This window comes from Pandoraea fibrosis (assembly GCF_000807775.2).
Lineage (GTDB): Bacteria > Pseudomonadota > Gammaproteobacteria > Burkholderiales > Burkholderiaceae > Pandoraea > Pandoraea fibrosis.
The window spans coordinates 3,282,695-3,299,581 of sequence record NZ_CP047385.1 but is presented as its reverse complement, the minus strand read 5'-3'; the positions used below and the strand labels follow the sequence as shown (position 1 = coordinate 3,299,581).

General features: G+C 63.3%; 12 protein-coding genes. 4 read left to right on the top strand and 8 right to left on the bottom strand.

The window, feature by feature from the left end:
• Nucleotides 1-97 precede the first annotated feature (97 nt).
• From PI93_RS14575 to astD, 5 genes are all read right to left on the bottom strand, one after another.
• Nucleotides 98-307 carry a DUF2964 family protein gene (locus tag PI93_RS14575; RefSeq protein WP_039365896.1) on the bottom strand — a complete coding sequence of 70 codons (210 nt, stop codon included), beginning with the start codon at nucleotides 305-307 and terminating at the stop codon, nucleotides 98-100.
• A gap of 173 nt (nucleotides 308-480) precedes the next feature.
• The gene (locus PI93_RS14570; RefSeq protein ID WP_052240410.1) at nucleotides 481-783 is read right to left on the bottom strand and encodes a DUF1488 family protein; all 303 of its coding nucleotides are present in this window, start codon (nucleotides 781-783) and stop codon (nucleotides 481-483) included.
• A gap of 199 nt (nucleotides 784-982) precedes the next feature.
• Entirely contained in the window at nucleotides 983-1,552 is a 570-nt protein-coding gene (locus tag PI93_RS14565) for an NADPH-dependent FMN reductase (protein WP_039365898.1), read from the bottom strand.
• A gap of 67 nt (nucleotides 1,553-1,619) precedes the next feature.
• Entirely contained in the window at nucleotides 1,620-2,984 is a 1,365-nt protein-coding gene (gene astB, locus PI93_RS14560) for an N-succinylarginine dihydrolase (protein ID WP_039365900.1), read from the bottom strand.
• A 45-nt stretch (nucleotides 2,985-3,029) separates the two neighbouring features.
• Nucleotides 3,030-4,511, bottom strand: coding sequence for a succinylglutamate-semialdehyde dehydrogenase (astD, locus tag PI93_RS14555; protein ID WP_039366180.1), 1,482 nt, complete (start codon nucleotides 4,509-4,511; stop codon nucleotides 3,030-3,032).
• A 210-nt stretch (nucleotides 4,512-4,721) separates the two neighbouring features.
• Here astD and astE point away from each other — a divergent pair, with 210 nt between their 5' ends.
• The 3 genes from astE to ydiK all read left to right on the top strand — a co-directional run bounded on the left by astE (nucleotide 4,722) and on the right by ydiK (nucleotide 9,223).
• Nucleotides 4,722-5,765, top strand: coding sequence for a succinylglutamate desuccinylase (astE, locus tag PI93_RS14550; protein ID WP_052240384.1), 1,044 nt, complete (start codon nucleotides 4,722-4,724; stop codon nucleotides 5,763-5,765).
• 268 nt (nucleotides 5,766-6,033) lie between these two features.
• On the top strand, nucleotides 6,034-7,923 hold the full coding sequence (locus tag PI93_RS14545; RefSeq protein WP_144400166.1) for a hypothetical protein: 1,890 nt from the start codon (nucleotides 6,034-6,036) through the stop codon (nucleotides 7,921-7,923).
• A 130-nt stretch (nucleotides 7,924-8,053) separates the two neighbouring features.
• Nucleotides 8,054-9,223 (top strand): AI-2E family transporter YdiK, encoded by a 1,170-nt coding sequence (gene ydiK, locus PI93_RS14540; RefSeq protein WP_039365904.1) that lies wholly within the window; start codon nucleotides 8,054-8,056, stop codon nucleotides 9,221-9,223.
• Between the two features lie 473 nt (nucleotides 9,224-9,696).
• On the opposite strand, the gene fahA is transcribed toward ydiK, so the two are convergent.
• Both fahA and hmgA read right to left on the bottom strand, forming a co-directional pair.
• On the bottom strand, nucleotides 9,697-10,986 hold the full coding sequence (fahA, locus tag PI93_RS14535; RefSeq protein ID WP_039365906.1) for a fumarylacetoacetase: 1,290 nt from the start codon (nucleotides 10,984-10,986) through the stop codon (nucleotides 9,697-9,699).
• A 106-nt stretch (nucleotides 10,987-11,092) separates the two neighbouring features.
• On the bottom strand, nucleotides 11,093-12,412 hold the full coding sequence (gene hmgA, locus PI93_RS14530) for a homogentisate 1,2-dioxygenase (RefSeq protein ID WP_039365908.1): 1,320 nt from the start codon (nucleotides 12,410-12,412) through the stop codon (nucleotides 11,093-11,095).
• 113 nt (nucleotides 12,413-12,525) lie between these two features.
• Between hmgA and PI93_RS14525 the strand changes: the two genes are divergently transcribed.
• Nucleotides 12,526-13,431, top strand: a complete 906-nt coding sequence (locus PI93_RS14525) for a LysR family transcriptional regulator (RefSeq protein ID WP_039365910.1) — start codon at nucleotides 12,526-12,528, stop codon at nucleotides 13,429-13,431.
• Between the two features lie 49 nt (nucleotides 13,432-13,480).
• Here the strand turns inward: PI93_RS14525 and PI93_RS14520 are convergent, their stop codons facing one another.
• On the bottom strand, nucleotides 13,481-16,852 hold the full coding sequence (locus PI93_RS14520; RefSeq protein ID WP_039365912.1) for a hybrid sensor histidine kinase/response regulator: 3,372 nt from the start codon (nucleotides 16,850-16,852) through the stop codon (nucleotides 13,481-13,483).
• Nucleotides 16,853-16,887: the final 35 nt, after the last annotated feature.

Sequence of the window (16,887 nt, the reverse complement as noted above, 5' to 3'; positions counted from 1 at the left end):
TTCGGATGGCTTCGGCGGCGTCCCTCACTTCTCAGTGTAGGACGCGCCGCGTCAAACGGTTAGCCGGGGATCGAGGGACCCAGGGATTAGCAGGACCTCAGGACTTTGACTTGGTCTCGCTCTCTTCGTCTCGCGGCCACGGGGTGAGCATCACGACAATGAAGAGAATGCCGAACAACACCGTGACCACACCGCCGTGCATGACGTGGGTCTTGTCGTAAAGCAAACCGTGGATGGTGGCAAACGCCCCGGCCAACGTCATGAAGGCCGCAATCGAGGCGATGACAACGCGGAATTCCGAGCCCATGGCGACTCCTTATCGTTATCGGCGAGGGTGCCGCTGCTGTAACTTCCTTAGCGGCAACACCAGTGTACGCCGATCCCTACGGCTCGCCAATTGAGTCGTATGCCTAAACAATCCATGCTTTGACGTCAGTCAATTCCCCTGCGCGAAAACATTCCTCTCATTGGAATGTGCGATCAACGCCGCGCCTCCTGGCGCTTCGCCTCGCGCACCCAGCGGAAGTGTCCGCTGCGCAGCAGCACGGGGCCAGCGAGCCCCATCGTCAGATATTGACGCGTGAGCGCATGAATATCGCTGCGTCCGTGTTCGAAGGCATGCAGCAGATCGTCTGCGCGGGCCGAGTGCGCGCCGAAGTGATCCTCCAGCGCTTCGGCCGACACCGCACAATCAAACGGCCGGCCATTGACGACAACGGCAAATTCGATCGTCAGATCTTCGTAATTGAACACGGGACGGTGATCCGGAAACTCGATTTGCATGGCGACACCCCCGGGTTGACGAAAGGACGCGATCGACGTGTCGGCCGACACGTTCCATCCAGCATAGTGCATCGCCAGATAATTCGTGAATCGCGTCGCTTATCGGTTCGTCACTCTCGATTGGGGAAGGTTCAGTCGACGTCAAGACTGAACACATGACATCAACAAACCAACATAACCATTTGTTTTAAAACACATTTCACCGCAAACCCGTTTCCTTCTCCTTAAGGAACGCGACAAATCCGGCGACAAACGCTGCCAGTTGCTGACGCACGGCATCGTCCTGAAGGTTGCCATCGACATCGATGACCTTGTTTGCATGCGACACCATCAGGCGGCCCTGCCACCACGGGGCGGTCTGTAGCGTGCGCAGTACCGGCAACCACGCGTTCTGACTGAGAATCGTGCCGAAGCCGCCGGGCGACGCGCCCATGATGGCCACCGGCTTGTTCTGGAACACGCGTGCGCTATCGGCGGGAGGTCGCGATAGCCAATCGAGTGCATTCTTGAACACCCCGGGTATGCCGTTGTTGTACTCCGGCGTTGCCAGCAACAAACCATCGGCCTTCGCGATGGCATCTTTCAACGCGCTGACCGCATCCGGAATCCCCTCGCTGGCTTCCACATCGCCGTCGTAAAGCGGAATGCCGTGCAACGTGCGAACGTCAAGTGTCACGCCCGCAGGCGCCACCGCCTTTGCCGCAGCCAGCAGCGCCGTGTTGTATGAGCCCTTGCGCAGGCTGCCGGACAAACCAATGATTGTCGTCATCGAGTCGACTCCTTTCGTTACGGATGGGAATTCGTCAGAGCGCAATGCCGCCATCGGTGTATTGCACTCAAGCGTCGCGCTGGAACGGGTAAAGGTTGTTGCCCAGCCCCAGCAACTGCGTCAGCTCGTCGAGGGCCGTGCGGCATTCGTCGAGCAATGCCGGATCGGCCAGATCGCTCACCGACAGCCGGTCACGATAGTGACGCGTCACCCAGTCGGTCAGTGCCGCGTAGCGGGTATCGTCGATCCACAACCCCGCGTGCGCCGCCTTGCGTTCGGCCTCGGTCAACACCACCCGCAGCCGCAGACATGCCGGACCGCCGCCGTTGCGCATGCTCTCGCGCAAATCGAACACCTGTAGCTCACGAATCGGGCCGCTGCCGGCGACCAGCGATTCGAGATAACGCCATACCGCCGGGCGTTCACGACATTCTTGCGGGACCACCAGCCGCATGCCACCGCCCGCCTCCGGGGTCCGTTCCAGCAACTGGCTGTTGAAGAGATAGCTGCCGACAGTGTCCTCGATCGAGACGTCCGCTTCGGACACCTCGATCACCTCCAGGCGGGCGCCTCTGGCGGCCAGTCGCTCGCGCAGCGTTGCCAGCACCGCGGCCTGATCGACGAACGCCAGCGCATGGCAGAACAACACATTGCCATTGCCCACCGCAATCACATCGTTATGGAAGACCCCCGCATCGATGGCGTCGGGATGCTGCTGAGCGAACACCACGTCCTCGTCGGCCAGTCCGTGAAGACGGGCAATCGCCTGACTCGCCTGTAATGTCTGGCGCGCGGGAAACCGGCTTGGGGCTGTGCCGCTGGCCAGATCGTCCCGTCCATAGACAAAAAACTCGACGCCCCGCTCGCCGTAAGCCGCGCAAAACCGCGTGTGGTTCGCCGCCCCCTCGTCCCCGAGAGACGGCCAGCCCGGTAATGCGTCGTGATGCGCGAAGTGCGCTTCGTCCGGAAACGCCGCGCGCAGCACGCGTGATGTGGTGTCGTGCTCGATGGCGCGGTGCAGCTTGCTGCATAGATTGGCCGCCGTGAAATGCACGCGACCATCGGTCGTATCGGCCGACGGGCTTACGGTGGCGGCATTGGCCGTCCACATGCTGGCTGCCGAACAGGCAGCCCCCAGCAATGCGGGGGCGGTACGCGCCGCTTCGCGAATGACCGTGCGGTCGTCGCCCGCGAATCCAAGCGTGCGCAACAATGCCACCGATGGCCGCTCCTGCGGGGGCAATACGCCCTGCGCGTAGCCGAGATCGGCCAGCGCCTTCATCTTGGCCAGCCCTTGCAGCGCTGCCTCACGCGGGTTGGAAACGCGATTGGCGTTGTTTGCCGAAGCGACGTTGCCGAACGACAACCCCGCATAGTTGTGCGTGGGGCCGACCAATCCGTCGAAGTTGGCTTCGAGGGCAGAACCCGTCATGTCAATTCCTGAGAAAACAAAAATCCGATGAAGTCGATACGACGCTCAGGGCGAGGCAAAGTCCAACCCTAGGCCGAGCTGTTCGGGCATCGCCACACGCTCGCTCTCCATCGACGCGATCGGGTAAGCGCAATAATCCGCGGCATACCATGCGCTGGGGCGATGATTGCCGGACTCGCCGATACCACCGAACGGTGCCGCGCCTGCCGCCCCTGTCGTCGGTCGATTCCAGTTCACGACACCTGCGCGGATCTCCGCGAGGAACTGCTCGTAGCGTGCCGGATCGTCGCCGAGCAAACCTGCCGCCAGTCCATAGCGCGTGCGGTTGGCAAGCGCGATGGCCTCGTCGAACGTGTCGTAGCGCAACACTTGCAGCAACGGGCCGAAATACTCATCGTCGGGCAGCGCATCGCGCGCGGCAATCGACGTCACGTCGATCAACCCCGGCGTGAGCAATGCAGACCGGCCATCGGGCTGGGCGAGCGGCAGGATGACGCGGGCACCCAACGCCATGAGATCGGCTTGTGCCGCCGTCAGGCGACGCGCCGCCTGCAACGACACCACCGCGCCCATGAACGGCTGCGGCTCCGCGTCGTAGCGACCTACGCTGATGCGTTGCGTCACAAACGTCAAGCGGTCGAGGAAGGCATCGCCCCACACGCCATGCGGCACGAGCAGACGCCGCGCACAGGTGCATCGTTGTCCCGCCGAGAGGAAAGCCGACTGGATGGTGACATGCACGGCAGCGTCGATATCGGCTGGGCCATCGACGATCAGCGGATTGTTGCCACCCATCTCCAGCGCGAGGATCTTGCCCGGCCGCCCGGCGAACTGTTGATGGAGAGCCCGGCCCGTGGCGGAGCTGCCGGTGAAGCACAAACCGTCGATATCGTCGTGCGCCGCGAGCGCCGCCCCCGTATCGCGCCCGCCCTGCACGAGATTGAGCACACCCGGTGGCAGGCCTGCCTCTATCCAGCATTGGAGCGTGCGCTGGGCAACGCCAGGCGCCAGTTCGCTTGGCTTGAAGACGACAGTGTTGCCCGCGAGCAATGCAGGCACGATATGCCCGTTGGGCAAATGACCGGGGAAGTTATACGGCCCGAAGACTGCCATGACGCCATGCGCGCGATGGCGCACGACACTCTGTCCATCCGCCACCGCACTGCGCCGCTCGCCGGTGCGCTCCAGATAGGCCTTCGCCGAGTTGGCTACCTTGGCGGCCATCGTCGCCACTTCGGTACGCGCCTCCCACAAGGGCTTGCCGGTCTCCCGACCGATGGCGTCTGCGAGCGTCTCGGCTTTGGCGCTGACGATGGCCGCAAAACGCTGCAACACCGCCAGACGTTCATTGACGCTGCGCCGCGCCCAATCCCGCTGGGCGCGACGGGCCGCCTGAACCGCATCGGCGACATCCGTGGTGTCGGCCGCATGCCCCTTCCACACCCCATCGCCCGACATAGGATCGAGCGAACGAAATTCTGCTCCTTTGGCGGTGCGCCAGACACCTTCGATGTACAGATCGGTCATGAACGGCAATCCCGGAGGCCACGCCCGATGGAACGGCGTGCGATGCGGATCATGATGACACGGATTCGGCAGACGGAACAACGCGATTGCGTCGAACGTTCCGGCGAAGCCCCGTCAACAGGGCGTTGCCGCGCATCTGCGTTGTCATGTGACGGTCATGCCGGCGACACGCATAGAATACGAATCTGAGTTTTCCGGAGAGCTATCACCATGACCGACGCCAATCGTTCGGCCCTGCGCCACTGGCTAAGCGATGTGCGCGAATCGCGCGATGCCGCCCACGACGAGGGTATCGATCCCTGCGGCGTGCGCTGGCAACGACACGCTGAAGGCGTGCTCGAACTTACCCCGGTCGGCACCGGCGACGAGGCGAAAACCTCTCGGGGCATTCGCTTCGACGCCGTTCTGTCGTGTGGAATTCACGGGGACGAAACGGCCCCGATCGAAATCGTCGACGGCCTTCTGCGCGACATCGCCGACGGCCGCCTGACGTTGCGCGAGCGGGTCCTCGTCATCCTCGGCAACCCGGACGCCGTGCGCGCCGGCAAGCGATACCTCGAATACGACCTGAACCGCCTGTTTCAGGGGGCCCACGCCAAGCGGGCCGAATCGCCTGCCGTGCAGCGCGCTCGCGAACTCGAAGTGATCGTGGCGCAATTCTTTGCGGGGATCGATGGTGTGCGCCGACAGCGTCGGCACGTCGACATGCACACCGCCATTCGCCCGTCGCTATTTCCCCGCTTCGCGGTCGTGCCGGGCACGCCCGAGCATCCACCGACCGACGACTGGATCGAGACGCTGGCCGCCGCCGAAATCGAGGCAGTGATGCGCACCGAACAGCCCTCCGTCACGTTTTCTTACTACACGTGCGCCCGATTCGGCGCCGAAAGCTGCACGCTGGAGCTAGGCAAGGTGGCGCCGTTCGGACAGAACCGCCTGGCAGACTTCTCGGGCATCGACGCCGCGCTGCGACGCTGGCTGTCCGGCGGCGAGATGGGCCAACGCGAGGATGGCAAGGTCCCGCATGCGCAACGCTTTCGCGTGGCCGCCGAAATCGTGCGGCGAACCGACGCCTTCGTGCTCGACGTGCCGGCCGACACGCCAAACTTTACGCCCTACGCCGCGGGTACCGTTCTCGCCCGCGATGGCGAAAATACCTATACGGTGTCGCACCCGGAGGAACGCATCGTGTTCCCGAATCCCAATGTCGCGAACGGTTTGCGCGCCGGGGTCATGGTCGTCCCCGACGCCTGATGCGCGTCCTGCGACACATCGCGCGTGATTCCCGGTGCGCGGTGTGCCGGGCGGTCTCGGACTGGGCGACAGCGCCTCGCTAAATGACGCGGCAACGCTACGCAGCATCGCGAATTAACGACTTCAAACGGCTGTCCAGGCGTGGCCGCAGCGAGTCGATGCGCGTAGCATCGCCCGCTTCATTCCGTCTTTTCACGCCTGCGGCCCCGCATTTCGCTGTGGGCCGAGTCCCGCTATCGACGCCATGCCCTACGGATGCTTCTCTTGCTTGACCGCCTCTAGCCTCACCCGCGTCACCCCATCAGCAAACGAACCCGCGACGCCACTCGCCGAGGACTTCGCTCGCGCGCAGCAAGCCGCGGCGCAGGCCAGCATGACGCCTCATGCGTTGCCATGGCTCTCGGCGCAGTTGCAAACGCACGCTGCCGCGAGCGTGCAGCGTGAGCTGACGGCATTGGCACCGATATCGGCAGGACGTCGATCGTCGGCGCCCGCCGCCCCGTCATCACGCACGTCGACCGTCGACGCTCCCGTCTTCTCGATCGATATGCTCATGGGCTACGGCGCGGATCGCACACGGCGCATTTTCGACTCGCTCTGGCAGGACGTCGCCATGCCGGCGCTACGCGCCATGGGGACATCGTCCGCGTCCGGACGTCGCCGGCCTCGCTTCGAGCCACTCAGACCAGCGGGGGCGGGAGGGTCTGACGACACGCCTCAGGCGCCCGCCGATCAGGCGACACACCCCTGGCACGACACGTTGCATTCGCATCTGCATAAACAGGCGCGAATCCTCGCCCACCACGGGTTCGACGTGGCCGACGTGTTCGAACGGCTCGAAGTGCTGTTGCGCGAACAACGGCCCGGCTTCTCGTGGCGTTCGTTTTACATCGGCACGCTGCGCGACGCCATGCCATTCGCGGTCGGCTCCGCCCTCGTATCGCTACTGGCGGAATCGACTGACCCCACGCGTTCACAGGCGTGGCTGTGGCCCCCCTTGGCCGCGCTGGGCGTCGTGCTGATCAACCTGCTTGGCATGGCCGGCTTCAATACTACGCAAGTGCGTCACCGGAATCGGATCGCTCGCACTACCCCGGCACCGGGTCTGGAAGGACTGAGCGCGATTCTCTCCACCCCCTATCGGGCGGCGTTTGCGCAGGTCCTCGGTTTCGTCTTTTGTTACGGGGTGCTACGCAACGGCGCCCGTTACGGCATCGAGCGTGTCGTCTCCCACTTCTCGCCGGGCATCCTCACGCGCCGCTTCGGCGATACGCTGCACGCGAGCCTAGAGGTACCTCTCGCGCCGATTCCCGGCTTTCTGCTGCTGCCGATCATCCACCAGTTGGGCATGACACGGCACAGTGCCAGCCTGCAGGTGTTGACCCAGCACAACTTTGCGGAATTGATCGAAGCCGTGGGACACGCACCAGCACCGGCGGATCAGCGTTCATTGGCCAGGGACTTCTTCCGCGATCTCTCCACCTTGCTCCAATCCACCCCACCCAGACTGATCTGGTTTGCGCTCACGGTCACCTTCTACTATCTGGCGTGGATGGGCGATTATGCGGCGCACGCTCACGGCAGTACCGACGATAGTCTGCTCGACGACGACCTCTACGGGCGCAACGCGACGCTGCAGACTGCCGGCACGCACACCCCGACGGCAGCAGAGGAAGCGCATGTCTTTGCGGTACTTGACGTGCTCTACGGCGTCATCGGACTCATTTTTTCGATAAGCCAGTCGGCCGCACAACGCGAGGACATCCGCACCGCACACGAGCGGCGCGCCCCCCAACAGAAGATCAGTACCAGCACGGTCGTCACGATTGCCGATTCGGGCGTGTCCTCGGGATATTCGTCGCCAAGGCATCTCGACAGCCCGGGCAGCCCTGAGGTGACCGAGGTGAACAACAATACGACCTCGAGCGCGTCGTTCACCTTTCCGCAGCCCGATGCCCATGGGGCCTCTGCGCCAGTCTCCCCCGATCACGGGATCGACGATGGGCCACCCTCTCCCCCTAAAACCGCTGGCACTGGCCGGCGCCATGGCACGACGACCGTCCCTAGCGCACTATGCCGGCCGAGGGACCTTCCCTGGTGGCGCAGCCCGCCGCCCGATAGCACGGACGACGAGATACAACAATCGACGCCCCTGTAGGCTGGCGGCGTGACACACTTGCCGTGCCAGCGTTGGCGTGGCATCGTGTTTCCCACGCACACGCCGTGTGCGCCATGTACGACCGGACGCATGACAATATGCGTCTATCCCCCTGCCAGCCGGAGCGCCCATGCTTTCCACCACCCCGAGCGAACTCGCCCGTAACCTGCTGATCATCCTCGTCCTCAGTGCGCTGATGATCGGTACGCTATGGGTCCTGCTCCCCTTTCTGCCGGCATTCATCTGGGCGGTCACGATCGTCGCCTCTACCTGGCCATTGCTCATCGGGCTGCAACGCCGTTTGTGGGGCAAACGATGGCTGGCCACCACGGTCATGATCGTCGGCATGCTGGTGATCGTTGTTGCCCCACTGTCTGCCGCCATCGGCACGCTGGTCGGACACGCGTCCGACATCAGCGACCAGGTGCACTCCATCGGACAACGCGGCCTGCCGATGCCCCCCGACTGGCTCGCGCGCATCCCGGTGATCGGTCAGCGAGCCAGCGACGAGTGGCAGGCACTGGCCGTCGCCGGTCCTGGCGGTCTTGTCGCCAAGGTTCAACCCTATGCCGTCAAAGCGGCGTCCTGGGGATTCTCGAAGCTCGGCTCTGTCGGTCTGCTCGTGGTTCACCTCGGGCTCACGCTCATCATTTCCGGCATTCTCTTCATGCAAGGCGAACACGCCGCGCGGGCACTGATTCGCATGGCAAGACGCCTCGGCGGCGATCGTGGAGAGGAATCGGTACGTCTGGCAGGCATGTCGATTCGCGCGGTGGCGCTCGGGATCGTGGTCACGGCCGTCACCCAGTCGCTGCTCGGCGGTCTGGGACTATGGCTGACGGGGGTACCGCTGTCGGGCTTCCTGACGGCACTGATGCTGGTGCTGTGCATCGCCCAGATCGGGCCCTTCCCCGTCTTGCTCTCGAGCGTTGCCTGGCTTTACTGGCAGGACAGTCCGACCCTCGCCACCCTGCTGCTGGTGCTCTCGATATTTATCGGCATGCTGGATAACGTGATGCGTCCGATGCTTATCCGGCGCGGCGCAGATCTTCCGATGATCTTGATTCTCGCAGGTGTCCTTGGCGGGATGCTCACGTTCGGCATCGTCGGCCTGTTCGTAGGCCCCGTGATTCTTGCGGTGACCTACACGTTGCTGACGGCGTGGATCAATGAAGGGCTGAATCGTCCACCGCTGGCGCCCAGCGGAGCGCCGCCGGCCGTCGCTCCGGCGACGGTTGCGACGTCAGTGGCGGAAACTGCGGCAAAGGGACCGGCAGCGCCCGGCGACAAGCGCACCTGAATCCGAGCACGGCGCTGCGCGACACGGCCCCGTCACGCAAACAGGGCCTGTTTTTCGGACGGCTTCACCTGTCGCGCGCCGTCGCCGCATGGCTAAATATCTCCCGTACCCACGCGATCTCGGGAGATATCAAATGCGACAGGTTGCCCCCACACATACCGCTTCGACATCCGCGCGGCGCTCGTTGCGTGTGCCCCGCCGCGCCCGGCTGGGCGATCCGCCCCTGTTGCGCCGGGTCGGCAACGAACTCGCCTACACTCCCACTCGCTGTCGCGTGAGTGCGGGCCTGAGCGCGAGGCGCGCCGATCCCTGGTGGCAACGCTTGCCAATGCCATGTCCGGGTCGTCACGGTGCATGCGAACCCTGAAGCGAGCCACCAAAGACAAACGCGTCGGCCGGCGAACCGGCACAACGCGTTTCAAGGGCTTGTCTCGGCGCGCCCGGTGCGATCCCGGGCGCTGTGCCGACTGCGCTTACCCCGCAGACTTCGCCTTCGCAGGCAAGATCTTGCCCGAGACCTCACCGAAGCCGATGCGGTAGCCGTCGCCCTGACACCAGCCCGCCATCACGACGGTGTCACCGTCTTCGATGAACGTGCGCTTCGCCCCGCCGGAGAGCGTGATCGGGTGCTTACCGTTCCAGGTCAACTCCAACAGGCTTCCGAAGGAATCCGGCGTCGGGCCACTGATCGTGCCCGAGCCCATCAGATCGCCAACGCGAACATTGCAGCCCGACACCGTGTGGTGCGCGAACTGCTGGGCCATGCTCCAGTACATGTGGCGGAAATTGGTGCGGCAAATGGACGTCGGTTGGGCGTCGCCCTCGGCCTGCATCAGTACTTCCAGTTCGATGTCGAATGCATGCTTGCCCTGCTGCTGCAGATACGACAACGGTTGCGGGTCTTGCACAGGACCGGCGACGCGGAATGGCTCGAGGGCTTCCATTGTCACCACCCACGGGGAGATGGACGTACCGAACGTCTTCGCGTTGAAGGGGCCGAGCGGCACGTATTCCCATTGCTGCAGATCGCGCGCCGACCAGTCGTTGAGCACCACCATGCCGAAGATGGCGGCCTCGGCGGCTTCCACGCTCAGCGACTCGCCCAGCGACGTGTCGCGACCGACGATGAAGCCGGTTTCCAACTCGAAGTCGAGCTTGCGACAGCCATCGAAAATCGGGCGGGGCTGGTCGGGCAGCTTGATCTGTCCGTTCGGGCGATGCAGCGGCGTGCCGCTCACGACCACCGAGCTGGCGCGGCCGTTGTAACCGATGGGGATCTCCAACCAGTTCGGCAACAGCGCGTTGGCCGGGTCACGGAACATTGTGCCCACATTGGTCGCATGCTCTTTCGACGAATAAAAGTCGGTGTAACCCGGCACCTGCACGGGCAGATGCAACGTGGCATCGGCAAGCGGCACGAGCGCTTGAGCGCGCAACGTAGCGTTATCGCGCAGGGCACCGTCCCCCTGCGCGACGAGGAGCGACGTCAGTCGCGCGCGCGTGGCACGCCAGGCGGCACTGCCCAGCGAAACGAAGGCGTTGATGGAAGGTTGAGCAAAGACGGCCGTATCGGTATCGCCCGCCTTGAGCACGCCAGCGGCCTCGAGGGCGGCCAGATCGAGCACCTGATCGCCGATGGCCACGCCAACGCGCGGCGTCGGTTGCGATGCGGTGCTGAACACGCCATACGGCAGATTTTGCAGCGGGAAGTCGGTCACGCCGGTGTTGGCAGACGCGACCCAGCTTTGCGGGAGTGCGGACATGTGGAATTCCTTGTTCGAGGTAGCGCGTCGGCCGGCCCTGCGCATCGGGTGCGCGAGGCCGGCCGCATCAGAAATATGGGTGAAGTCGTGGCGCGATGGCGTTGACTTACTTCTGGTTCGGGTTGAAGTGCTTCTTCAGACCTTGCCAGCACGTGTAGTAGTTGTCCTGCAACTGCTTGGTCTCCAGTGCGAAGCGCGTCGGACGAATGACCGCCGGCGTCTCGAACATGAAAGCCATCGTCGCATCGACCTTATGCGGTTTGCTCGTGTCGGCAGCAGAGGCCTTCTCGAACGTGTCTGCATCGGGACCGTGGCCGGACATGCAATTGTGCAGGCTCGCGCCGCCCGGCACGAAACCCTCGGCCTTGGCGTCGTACACGCCCTGAATGAGGCCCATGAACTCGCTGGCGACATTGCGGTGGAACCAGGGCGGACGGAACGAGTTCTCCATCGCCAGCCAGCGCGGCGGGAAGATCACGAAGTCGATATCGTCGACACCGGGCGCATTGCTTTGCGATTGCAGCACCAGAAAGATCGACGGGTCCGGGTGGTCATAGCTGATCGACCCGATCGTGTTGAAACGGCGCAAATCGTACTTGTACGGTGCATAGTTGCCATGCCATGCCACGACATCGAGCGGCGAATGGCCGATATCCGCGCGCCACAACGCCCCTGCGAATTTGGCCACCAGTTCGAAGTCGCCCTCGATGTCCTCATAAGCCGCAACCGGTGTCAGGAAGTCGCGCGGATTCGCCAGACCGTTCGAGCCGATCGGTCCCAGATCCGGCAGACGGAACAACGCGCCGTAGTTCTCGCAAACGTAGCCGCGTGCACGGCCGTCAAGCAGCGTGACGCGAAAACGCACGCCACGCGGCAACACGACGATCTCGTAGGGCTCAACGTCCAGCACGCCAAACTCGGTGGCAATGCGCAAGCGCCCTTCCTGCGGCACGATCAGCAGTTCGCCATCGGCGTTGTAGAAGAAACGCCCTTCCATCGATTTGTTGGCGGCGTACAGGTGAATACCGCAACCGTGTGCGGCGGCCGGGCTGCCGTTGCCGGCCATTGTGACCATGCCATCGACAAAATCGGTCGGCGCCTCCGGCATCGGCAGCGGGTCCCAGCGCATCTGGTTCGGCGGCGTAGGCACCTCGTCGAATCGGCTCAGCCAGCGCGACTGCTCGACAGCGACAAACGGCTTGTGCATCGCGGCGGGACGAATGCGGTATACCCACGAACGGCGGTTATGACCGCGCGGTGCCGTGAACGCCGTACCCGAGAGTTGTTCCGCATAGAGGCCGTAGGGCGCACGTTGCGGCGAGTTCTGCCCGATGGGCAGCGCGCCGGGCAACGCCTCAGTCGCGAACTCGTTGGCAAAACCGGACAGATAGCCCAGTTCCCCCTGAATTTGGTCTGCTTGGCGCATGAATGGCCTCGTCTCCTGATTTCGAATGGAATCATTGTCCGACAAGCGACCACATTTTGCGATATAAATAGACAAATCCACTATATTCACAACATGAATAATACGACTCCCCCATGATTTCCTTACGCGACGTCGATTTGAACTTGCTGGTCGTCTTTCATGCGGTGCTTACCCATCGGAGCATTTCGCAGGCGGCACGGGAGTTGGGATTGTCCCAACCCGCCGTGAGCAACGGATTAGCGCGCCTGCGGCAGACGTTCGAGGACGAACTGTTCACGCGCACTGGCAACGGGATGCAGCCCACGCCCTTTGCCGAGGCGTTGGCCGAGCCGGTCTCGGTCGCGCTGGCCGGCATCTCCCGGGCCATCAATCACCGGGAGGCATTCGATCCTGCGAGCAGTCAGCGCGAGTTCACGCTGGCGATGACGGATGTCGGGGAGGTGTACTTCATGCCTGCGCTCGTCGATCTGTGTACGCGACTGGCTCCGGGTGTTCGGATCAGCACCGTGCGCACGACGTTGCCCGATCTGAAAGAGGCCATGGCGGCAGGTCGCATCGATCTTGCGGTAGGTGCGTTCGACGATCTCACCGGGCCCTTTTTCCAACGCCGGTTGTTTAGTCAGCGATATGTGAGCATGTTCCGCATTGGACATGCGCTTGACACACCCCGGGCGGGGCTGGCGGAGTTTCAGGCGGCGCGTCACCTGTTCGTGGCCACCGGCGACAACCCGTATGCGCGCGTGAATCAACTCCTCGCGCAAGCGGGCTTTGGCGCAGACGCCAATTTCTGGGTCCCTCACTTCATCGCTGTGCCGTATGTGGTGAGCGCCAATGATCTGGTGGTCACCGTGCCGCAGAAGTTTGCCGAGCGCGCGGCCGCGCCGTTCGGCCTTCGGTTCGTCAAGCCGCCGCTTCGCCTGCCCGCGCTGCAAACGAATGTGTTCTGGCACCGTCGCTACCATCAGGACGCCGGAAATCAATGGCTGCGCCAGTTGATTTCAGAACACTTCGTCGAATAGCCAGATAGCTAAATAGTCGAATAACGAGATGCGACGCCTGAAATCCTACTCAGGCGTCGCTGGCAATGGCTTGCCCTTGGGCGCGTAACCAATCATTCCATGCCGCATCGAGCGCGTCGAACGCAGCCTCCATCTGTCCCGCCGATGCCTGCGGCGCCAGATGCTCCACCTGCGCCGCCAGCGATGCCAGCGGACTCAGGCCAAACGCCATGAAACCACCGCGCAGACGATGCGCTGAGTGACGCAACTCGTCCCGCGATAACTCGGCCAGCGCAGTGCGGCAGTTGGCAATGTCCTGATCTGCAATCTTGACGAACGTGTCGAGCATTTCCGGCAGTGGCAACCGCCAGTCCTTCGTCGACGTCGTATCGGGAGGCGCCGTCGCGTCTCCTTCCAGCACGCGTGACGACGCAGGCAGTGGCGCAATCTCGACGCAAAGCGATGGATAACGACCTCGCACCAGTTCAATGACGCGCAACAAAGAACGCGCATCGACCGGCTTGTAGACGACGGCATCGAACGGCGAGTCGGCTTCGCGGTCGTGACGCAAGGTCACGTCGGCCGTTGCCACCACCACGGGGACGTGCGGCGCACGCGCCTTGATCTCGGTGGCCAGTGCATGTCCGGACAAATGCGGCATGTTCGCGTCGGTGATCACCAGCATGTGCGACTCGGCGTCGAAGGCGTCCAGCGCCTCACGCGGATCGTGATAGCAATCGACCATCGCGCCCAACCCCTCCAGTTGGCGCGATAGCAACATGCCGCTGATCGGATGATCGTCGGCAACGAGCACGTACCAACCGGCCAGTGGTTTGACGCGCGTGCGCGCACTCCCACCCCCTGATGCCGTCAGTTCGCTCTCGGCGTCGCCCGGCGATGTCACCGTGCCCAACGCATCCCAAAGCTCTGCCTGCTGGAACAACGCGATATCGCGCGGCCAGACGGGCGCGCTACCGCTCAGACGATCGACGGGCGTCGCACGCAACAAATAGACCTCGGCGCCGGCCATGCCACGTACCGGCCACTCATCGGCGAACATGAGCAAGCCCGCATCCTGCATGCGGCCACTGCCGGAGGACCACGCAACGGCGTCGTCGTATCTCACCGGCGTGTAGCCGGCACGGCGAATCAGGGCATCGAGATACCAATGCCGGCGAACGAGCCCGCTGACATAAGCGAACGTCTCTCCGGTGGCCGGTGCCAGTACCGCCGTGCTGTCCGGCGCCCAGGGCAGATGGAGCGTGAAGCGCATCGTGGTGCCCGCCCCTTCCTGACTCTCGACCTGCAACGCCCCGCCCAGCATGCCGACAAACTGATGCGAAATCGCCAGTCCCAGACCGGTGCCGTGCTGCATGCCGGGCTCATTGGTGCTCTTGCCGAACGGCCGGAACAAATCGGCCAAATCAGCCGACGCGATCCCGACACCGCTGTCGCTCACCGTAAAGACCACATCGCAGCCCTGCGCGTCCGCGCGCGAGACCATCGCACTGAACGCAACATGACCTTTCTCGGTGAACTTGATGGCGTTGCCGACGAGGTTCGTGACGACTTGTCCCAGTCGCAGCGCGTCGGTGTGGACCGCCCGTGAGAGTTGAGGGTCGATCATCCAATCGAGGGTGAGGCCCTGCAATCGCGCACGCCCCGTGAACGACAATCCAACCGCTTCGAGCTCCTTGAGCAGCGAACAGTCGCGGGAATTCAATTCGAAACGACCGACCTGAATACGCGAATAATCGAGCAGATCGTTGATGAGATCGAGCAAGTTACGTGTCGAGCTTTCCATCACGTCGACGTAATAGCGATGATCGTCACCGAGATTTTGCGCACTCAGCAATTCGATCGACGCCAGCGTGCCATACAGCGGCGTGCGCATTTCATGGCTCACCGTCGTCAGGAAGACGTCTTTGGCGCGGTTGGCACTCTCGGCAGCAAGACGCGCCTTGCGTTGCTCAAGTTCGAAGCGGCGTTGCTCCGTGACGTCGGACAGCGTGCCGATCAGCACCGGCTGCTCGCGGAACACCGTGTCAACGAAACTCACCGCATAGTGGCGCTCGCCCGCGTCGTCAAGCGCACTGAGCAAACGCCGAACCGGGCGCGCCACCACACCACTGTGCAATTGCCGGTACATGCGCGCCAGTTCACCGTCGCCCAGATGCCGCAGCAGATCGACCGTGCCGGCATACGCCGGATTGCTCATCACCATGGCGGGTTCGAACGGATCGATGATCGCCATGCCAACGGGAGCTGTCTCGATGAGGGTTTGCGTAAACGCATCGCGCTCCAGAAGCGCTGTCGTGCGGCGGCGGGCCGGCTCGATAATTCGCTGGCGCATGTAGCGCATCCCCGCGTAAATTCCAGCCGCATACAGAAACAGCAGCAACGTTGCGCCAATCAGCAGCGTGGCGCTTTGCTGCAACAGGTCCACGGGTCGAACGGCGTAGCGCACGAACCACGGCGACGACGCGAGATGGCGCTCGAAGACGACGCGTTCGCCGTCATGCCGCAAGACCATTTGCGCATCGCCGAACATAGGCAACGTGACGATCGTGCGCAATGGCCCCAACGGCGAGAGTGACGCGCCGGCGCTCGCCACGACGAAGCCGTCTGGCGACACCAACTGGAGCGCTTCGCCCGTGTGCTCCAGCGTTCGCAGACGCGGGGGAATGATTCGGTCGGGCGCCATGCTGGTGCCGACATAGAGCATCAAATGCCCGTCGAGATCACGGATCGGCACGAAGCTCGAAACGACCGTCTCGTGGGTGATGACATTTTGGTAGTTGTAGGTCCAGAAGGGACCATCTTGCCCGGCATGCACACGTGCCGCGTAACGTTCGACCTTGTTGATTTCCGAGAGCATCGACCGTGCGTCTTGCGCGAGACCGTCTGCACTCACCGACGTCATATCGGTGCTCGTTCGGTATGCGGCAAAAGCACCGTCCGCCGAGATGATGAAGGTTTCGTCCTGCCCGCCGAGTGCGCTCCAGAAATTGGCGTCGAGATTCATCAGCCGAAGCGTGAGTCGCGCCAATACCTCCGCACGTTCAGGGGCAATATCCGCCAGCTTGACGATCTGAAATTCATCGTCCCAACCGGCGCCGACAACGCGCTTCGCGGTGCCCTCCGGCATCGCGAGCAGCGGCTTCAGAATTCTCTCAGTGAGCGATTGCGTGACGCCGCCCGGGCGAACCGAACTTGCCAGTGTGGCTTGCGCCATGCTGCTGGCCTGCTCGTTGAAAATTTCGACATCGCGAACCTCATGCCCGACGGTGGCGAAAAAGGCTGCCGTCTTCTGGGCGCCTTGCCACACCATGCCGAACAATCCGTATGAGACGGCCGCAGCCCAGACAGACAGTCCAAAAAGCAATGCCAACAGGCCCCCGCCACGGAGCAGGCGGCCGGCAATCGCGATGTCACGCGTCATCGTTCTGTCGGGCATAGACTCCAACGTCGGGTATC